The organism is Bacillus sp. EKM202B, assembly GCF_011066025.1.
Lineage (GTDB): Bacteria > Bacillota > Bacilli > Bacillales > Bacillaceae_G > Bacillus_A > Bacillus_A toyonensis.
On sequence record NZ_JAAMNK010000102.1, the window covers coordinates 1 to 460 of the forward strand.

1 protein-coding gene is annotated in these 460 nt (G+C 39.3%); it reads right to left on the reverse strand.

What is annotated here, in order from left to right; translation table 11 throughout:
* Window positions 1-460, reverse strand: a 460-nt coding sequence (locus G9F74_RS29510) for a Cna B-type domain-containing protein (protein ID WP_165406436.1), incomplete at both ends; no start/stop codon positions are given.

Consider the following 460-nt stretch of genomic DNA (forward strand, 5'->3'; position numbering starts at 1 on the left):
GATCTTTCGCGTTATCGTCTTTCCATGTTTTCGTTCCTTCTACTTTTGTTTCGCCTACTTTTGTATTTGTGATGTCAGTACCACTTACTTTGGATTCATATCCGGCTACCGGTTGTTCTTTCACTTCATACTTGTACGCTACTCCATTTGCATCATACGCTGCTAAATCTTTGAATTCGTATTTCCAGCCTGTTGCTTTGCTTACTTCTTGCGTCGCAATCACTGTACCATTTTGTAAAAGGTCTACTTTGATCATTTCCGGACGATCTTTCGCGTTATCGTCTTTCCATGTTTTCGTTCCTTCTACTTTTGTTTTGCCTACTTTTGTATTTGTGATATCAGTACCATTTACTTTGGATTCATATCCGGCTACTGCTTGTTCTTTCACTTCATACTTGTACGCTACTCCGTTTGCATCGTATGCTTGCAGTTTTTCAAACGTGTACTTCCAATTTGTTGC